The organism is Mycobacterium sp. (assembly GCF_049280035.1).
Classification (GTDB): domain Bacteria; phylum Actinomycetota; class Actinomycetes; order Mycobacteriales; family Mycobacteriaceae; genus Mycobacterium.
Genome location: NZ_JBAPPI010000283.1, coordinates 1 through 5,169, shown reverse-complemented (window position 1 = coordinate 5,169; position 5,169 = coordinate 1). Strand labels below are relative to the sequence as shown.

Sequence of the window (5,169 nt, the reverse complement as noted above, 5' to 3'; positions counted from 1 at the left end):
GTTAATCGAACTAGTCGATACCCAAGAGGGTCGTTCGGAGTGGCCGAGCCTCAGTGCGCAGTCGCCTCTAGGTGCAAAAATATTGCCCGTTGAGCAGACAATTCGACGGTGGCGAGTAGGAACCGGTCAGCACGCCTCTTAGACCACCTGTGGCTGAACCACCGGGTGCAATGATTCGATTCCAATTCGCGGGGGTGAGAACATAGTGCGTGCCAGATTGTGCAAGGGTGCTATTCCACGTGTGCGAGACGGATTCTCCCACCGGCAAGTCGAATTGAAGCTTCCAATCGGTTAGCGGCACCGTGCCCGAGTTGGTGATGGTGAAGTGGGCGATAAAACCGGTCTGCCACGTCGATGTCACTGACAACGTCGCCGTGGCCGCAGCCGCATGAGCTACGGGGGTGATGGCGAGTCCAAGGATGGCAACTATCAATGCCGACACGGTTACGTGAAGCGCTGTGCGCCAGCGCTTCACGTAATTGTCCAGTCCGGCCATAGCAGCCAACACTAACGCCAAACAGGCGATATCGGCCCTCGCATCGCGGGTAAGCTGCAGTACCTTTGCTCAACTGAAACCGTCATGAGATTTTAGCCTCGATCCACCCTGAACCATGTATCGGCCCCGCCGAACGCGAACTTGCGGACGGGGAAAGCCAGAACGCCAGCCTCATCGGGGGCGCGGAGTCGTTCAGCCGCCAGCAAACGGCGGTCTCGCGCACCACCCCTAGGGCGCGGCCGGCCGGTATCGCAACATCGACCGCACTCCCCCGTCAGCGCCGCTCACGGTTCGACGGCGACCGCATGAGCAGGAATACGGCGGGATCGAATATGGCGGGTTACCAGTAAACCCCTGCAGATTCGTTAATCTGCTGTAGGACAACAGTATTCGAGCTACCGCCAACTGCTCACCAAAGTGGAACGTTGTAACGCGCGTGTCTACAACGGCATTCGGCGCTATCTGAAGCGAGCTATCGTGGCGGTGCCCCGAATAAGGCCTTGGCTACCGAGGAGGGCACGAGACGAGCAATCAGTGCCGCACAGAATGTGACGGTTTGCGTTGTGTCCGTCCCCCGGCGGGGCCAATAATGCCGCTCCCCAGCCGGGGGACCGATGGCTCGGGCCGCTATTCGTGGCGGGTTACCCAGTGTTGGCGCCACGGTGATGTTCCAGACCACACATCATGGCGGCGATCCGCTTGCGGGGTTACCCCGTTGATGTTTGGGCTACTGAGATGTGCGCGCTCTGATCGCGGCGGCCAACGAACGTTCGGCGCGCCGGCGCGTGTCGCCGAGACCCACCATCAAGTTGACCGCCAATGGGGCCATCACATCCTGCAGCCCTTGGGAGTTGATGAATCCGCTCATCGCCAGCAGTACGAATCCGTGGGTGGCACTCAAGATCTGGGTAGCCGCCGGGGTCGGCTGCTGCGGTCGGATCCGCCCGGCTTCGATGACGCGCTCGACGGCAGTAACCAGCACCGACAGTGCGTCGACTCCTTCGGCGAGATCCCACGGTGTGCCCCCATCGGCTGAGGGCTTATGGATTCCGCCTAGTTCGGTGAGTCCGAACAGCAACCGGTACAGCTGCGGGTTTTGCATCGCGAACTCGCCGTAGGCCAGTCCGCCAGCGATGAGATCAGCCATCGGGTCGTCGGTGTGGGGCACCCCGCGCGTGTGCTCGGCGAAGCGCGCAAGCCCTTCTCGCATCGCCGCCTCGATCAGCTTGGGCATGCCCCCGAAGTGCGTGTAGACCGCCATCGTGGACGCGCCGATCTCGCCAGCCAGTGTTCGCGCTTGAATCGCCGCCGGTCCGTCTCTTTCGAGCACGGCCAAAGCGGCGGCCACGAGGCGGTCCCGGGCGCTCAACGCGGTGTCGGTCGAAGTCATCATTGACATGATGCCATAACAAGCGTTATGTTCCTGACTAGGAATAACGATTGTTATGGCAACTCAGGCGGGCTACCTGCCTCGATCACACGGAGGAGCGACATGGCTGCTAAAACGCCCGTATACCGACGGCTGATCGCCGGCGTCGGCGGCGCATCCTTGATGTTGGCGCTCTTTCTACCCTGGGCAGGCGTTCAGGGCGTCAATCGCACCGGTTGGGAGTTCAACACAGTGGCCGCCGTGCTGTTCCTGATCGCTGGCGTGTTCGGGATCGTCACGGCGATCACCGGCGGGCAATACGGCGCGGGCCGCCCGGATCTATCGCTTATCGCCGCAACCGACTTACTCAACACCACTTCAATGTTGCTGCTCGCCTGGCTGATTCCCTTTGACTTTCCCGAACATGCCACCCGTCAGCCCGGCGTCTTCGTCGCGCTGATCTCGGCAGCTGCAACCGCCTTCGCCGTCGCCGACTACCGCCCTCTGCGAGGAGCGCCCTGGTTTCCACCCATCAAAACCAGCGCACCTACCCGCGCGAGTATCCAGCAATAGTTCGAATCCCGAACCGTTTTGCAGACTAGGTGCCACCGCGAAATCCAGCAAACGCGCATCGGACCGTGAAGCCAGGCACCCCCGCTTCGCTCCCATGTGCTCCTTAGCTCCCGGCATCCACCCACCGCTCCCCAACCACCCGGGCAGCGAACCGTTGAATACGCAGAGATCGAATATGCGGCTTTACCGGTAAGCGGGAACCGTGTTACACAGTGGCCCAGTGGTTTTGGGGCCTCCTCGGGGGCTACTGGCAAGGATCGCGCGACGTGGATGTAGCGTCACAACGGTGAACTCCATGCGTCTGCATTCTTTCATCGCGCTCGTGGTCTGTGCTGCATCGACTGTGGTGACGCTCGTTGCGTGCAGCTCCCATGAGACGACTCCGTCGGCAAGCACGTCGTCCGGGCCGGCGAGCACGCCCGGTGTCACTGCAGCGGTGACGCCGGGTTCGACAGAACCGGCCACCGCAGACAGCACCTGCCCCACGGCAGCACCGGGCAATGGCGGTACACCCGAGTGGACGCTGACGGGGACAACTGGCAGCGTCGCGGTCACGGGATCGACGGATACGACCGCACCTCGCGTCGACGTGACATCACCGTTCAGCGTGACGCAGACCGAGGTGCACACACTGCATGGCGGTGACGGGCCGGTCGTCGCACCCACAGCCACAGTTTCCGTCTGCTACATGGGCGTCAACGGACGTGACGGCCGTGTGTTCGACAGCGCCTACGAACGTGGCAGCCCAACTCAATTCCCGCTCGACGGCGTCGTGCCGGGCTTCCAGAAGGCGATCGCCGGACAAAAGGTCGGGTCCACCGTCGGTGTCGCAATGACCGCTGCGGACGGCTACCCCGACGGTCAGCCCCAAGCGGGGATCCAGAAAGGCGACACGCTGGTCTTCGCCATCAAAATCATTAGCGCCTCGAGCTGAGCTCCGACGTTCAGCTGTTGGTGCTCTGGGTCTTGGTGTCGAAGGTGTCGGGAACCTTGAGCGCCGCGCCGATCGCCGCGATGAGGTCGGTGTCGGTACGGCCGCCGGTCTGCGGCCAGCCGGCGAACCCGGTCGCATCCTGGCCGACGAGCTGGGTGAGCACGATGGAAAGGGCATCGACGAGGGTGCGGTTACCGAGCTGTGGCCAGCCCTGACCGGTCGGGCCGAGGAGCTGAACCCAGATCTGCTGAAGTTGCTGAGCCTGTTCGGGTGTCATGGCATCTCCTGTCGCGAGCAATTGCTGAAGTTCTTCGGCTGTCCCGACATACGCATCGGCGTCAACGGTTTGTCCGGCGACCTGTGCGGCGTCAGTGAACTGGAGTATCAGCGGGTCGACGCCGCCGTAGCCGATCCAGGAGCCGGAATCGTCGCCGGGGTACAGCGCACTGGCATAACCACTGCCGTCGACGTAATCGGACGCGACCAGTCCGGGAACGCCGGTCAAGTCGGGTGAGCCGATCTGCTGCCAGTACCAGCGCGGAATGTAGGACAGTGCGACGTGTGCGCCAGCGGCCGTGATCGCGTCGGTGACTGCCCAGAAGTTAGCAAGATCGCCGGAGCCGGCCTTCAAAGTCGAGCATCACCGGAATGCCGGTATCCCCGAGTGCACTGACCAGGTTTTCAGCCTGCGCGGCGGCCGCATCGAGGGTGACGTAGTGGTAAGCAACCAGGATGAGGCCGTTGGCGTCACCGCCGTCACGAAACGAAGCCCACGATGGGTCGACATAGCCGCTGCCCTGGGTCGCTTTGGCGATGATGAAGTCGAAGCTCTCGGCCTTGACCTCGGCAAGGTTCAGTCCCGCTTGGAAGCTGGCCACGTCGATGCCGTACAGGGTCACGGGTCTGCTCTCCCCCATGGTCGCGGATTGCGTTTGGGCAACGGACGTCTGGGCTCGTCTACGTGACCTGCGCTGCTCCGCATTGCCGATTCGTCGAGCGGTCGGCGCAGGCTGGTGATGTCAACTCCCCGACGTTGACGAGCCCCGGTTTACCGTAGCGACAATTGCGATGTTGTGGCCCAACAACACGCCCGTGCACTCGGACTTTCGCGCTTTCGGCCTTGCCGATGAACACGGCGCAAGACCGGTAAACCCCGTAATGACCTGTGCTACAAGTGGTTTAGGGCCAGCTCAGCCGGGCGGCGGAAGGGGTCGTTTCAATGTGGAGACGATGCTCCATTCGAATAACAGGTCCCCGCCCTTGTCATAATCTCGAAAGTGGTGGGCGACCTGAACACGCTGAACTGAGGAGCCGACAATCTCCCAGCCCTGATCCCCGTATGCCTGTGTCTGACGGCCGGCCTCCTCTATCACCGCCTGGAGCGACTCGTGCGTGGAGTAGGTGAAGGTGGTTTCCCACCGTTGCGGGTGCCAGTTACCGTCTGATGTCTGCCACCAGCCCGGCCCAGGCGAAGGCGTGCTCACAGGAGTGCTCATATCGGGGCATTTTAGGCTGTTTGCTTTCCTGACAGCCGATCCAAGCCGACGAGATGTTGAACAGCATTCGACGTTTTCGAGACTTGACGCGGCTCACCTGCGGTTCTGGTGAGCGCCGTCACCGCCGCGCTTGCCTTGCTCCTGTACCTCGTCTTCACACTCGATCATCCGTTCGGCCCGATCGGCGTGACCCTCGCGCCCTGTCAACTAACGCCAACGAACGGATTGTGTTCTGCGAGCAGCTTCTCCATGCGTGCCTCATCGAGGCGAACGCGTACGGTCGTGGCTTCCTGCTGATCGC

At 62.3% G+C, this 5,169-nt stretch carries 7 protein-coding genes; 2 read left to right on the top strand and 5 right to left on the bottom strand.

Going from position 1 to position 5,169, the window contains the following annotated elements; translation table 11 throughout:
- Positions 1 to 67 precede the first annotated feature (67 nt).
- Both WAN71_RS09395 and WAN71_RS09390 read right to left on the bottom strand, forming a co-directional pair.
- Positions 68 to 496: a cellulose-binding domain-containing protein gene (locus tag WAN71_RS09395; RefSeq protein WP_422225070.1), complete on the bottom strand. Its 429-nt coding sequence runs from the start codon at positions 494 to 496 to the stop codon at positions 68 to 70.
- Positions 497 to 1,223: 727 nt separating this feature from the next.
- Positions 1,224 to 1,886, bottom strand: coding sequence for a TetR/AcrR family transcriptional regulator (locus WAN71_RS09390; protein ID WP_422225069.1), 663 nt, complete (start codon positions 1,884 to 1,886; stop codon positions 1,224 to 1,226).
- 102 nt (positions 1,887 to 1,988) lie between these two features.
- Between WAN71_RS09390 and WAN71_RS09385 the strand changes: the two genes are divergently transcribed.
- Both WAN71_RS09385 and WAN71_RS09380 read left to right on the top strand, forming a co-directional pair.
- Positions 1,989 to 2,438 (top strand): hypothetical protein, encoded by a 450-nt coding sequence (locus tag WAN71_RS09385; protein ID WP_422225068.1) that lies wholly within the window; start codon positions 1,989 to 1,991, stop codon positions 2,436 to 2,438.
- 295 nt (positions 2,439 to 2,733) lie between these two features.
- Positions 2,734 to 3,372 (top strand): FKBP-type peptidyl-prolyl cis-trans isomerase, encoded by a 639-nt coding sequence (locus WAN71_RS09380; protein ID WP_422225067.1) that lies wholly within the window; start codon positions 2,734 to 2,736, stop codon positions 3,370 to 3,372.
- A 10-nt stretch (positions 3,373 to 3,382) separates the two neighbouring features.
- Here WAN71_RS09380 and WAN71_RS09375 read toward each other — a convergent pair whose 3' ends face one another.
- From WAN71_RS09375 to WAN71_RS09365, 3 genes are all read right to left on the bottom strand, one after another.
- A complete protein-coding gene (locus WAN71_RS09375) occupies positions 3,383 to 4,003 on the bottom strand; it encodes a hypothetical protein (protein WP_422225066.1) in 621 nt (206 codons plus the stop codon).
- Positions 3,975 to 4,271: a GH25 family lysozyme gene (locus tag WAN71_RS09370; RefSeq protein ID WP_422225065.1), complete on the bottom strand. Its 297-nt coding sequence runs from the start codon at positions 4,269 to 4,271 to the stop codon at positions 3,975 to 3,977. The genes WAN71_RS09375 and WAN71_RS09370 overlap by 29 nt, the downstream gene beginning before the upstream one ends.
- Positions 4,272 to 4,562: 291 nt before the next feature.
- Positions 4,563 to 4,868 carry a hypothetical protein gene (locus WAN71_RS09365; RefSeq protein ID WP_422225064.1) on the bottom strand — a complete coding sequence of 102 codons (306 nt, stop codon included), beginning with the start codon at positions 4,866 to 4,868 and terminating at the stop codon, positions 4,563 to 4,565.
- Positions 4,869 to 5,169: the final 301 nt, after the last annotated feature.

What these genes read in the sequence shown, in the direction of transcription:
- WAN71_RS09365 (WP_422225064.1), bottom strand. Translation starts at nt 4,868, where the DNA reads ATGAGCACTCCTGTGAGCACGCCTTCGCCTGGGCCGGGCTGGTGGCAG.
- WAN71_RS09380 (WP_422225067.1), top strand. Translation starts at nt 2,734, where the DNA reads ATGCGTCTGCATTCTTTCATCGCGCTCGTGGTCTGTGCTGCATCGACT.
- WAN71_RS09395 (WP_422225070.1), bottom strand. Translation starts at nt 496, where the DNA reads ATGGCCGGACTGGACAATTACGTGAAGCGCTGGCGCACAGCGCTTCAC.
- WAN71_RS09385 (WP_422225068.1), top strand. Translation starts at nt 1,989, where the DNA reads ATGGCTGCTAAAACGCCCGTATACCGACGGCTGATCGCCGGCGTCGGC.
- WAN71_RS09390 (WP_422225069.1), bottom strand. Translation starts at nt 1,886, where the DNA reads ATGACTTCGACCGACACCGCGTTGAGCGCCCGGGACCGCCTCGTGGCC.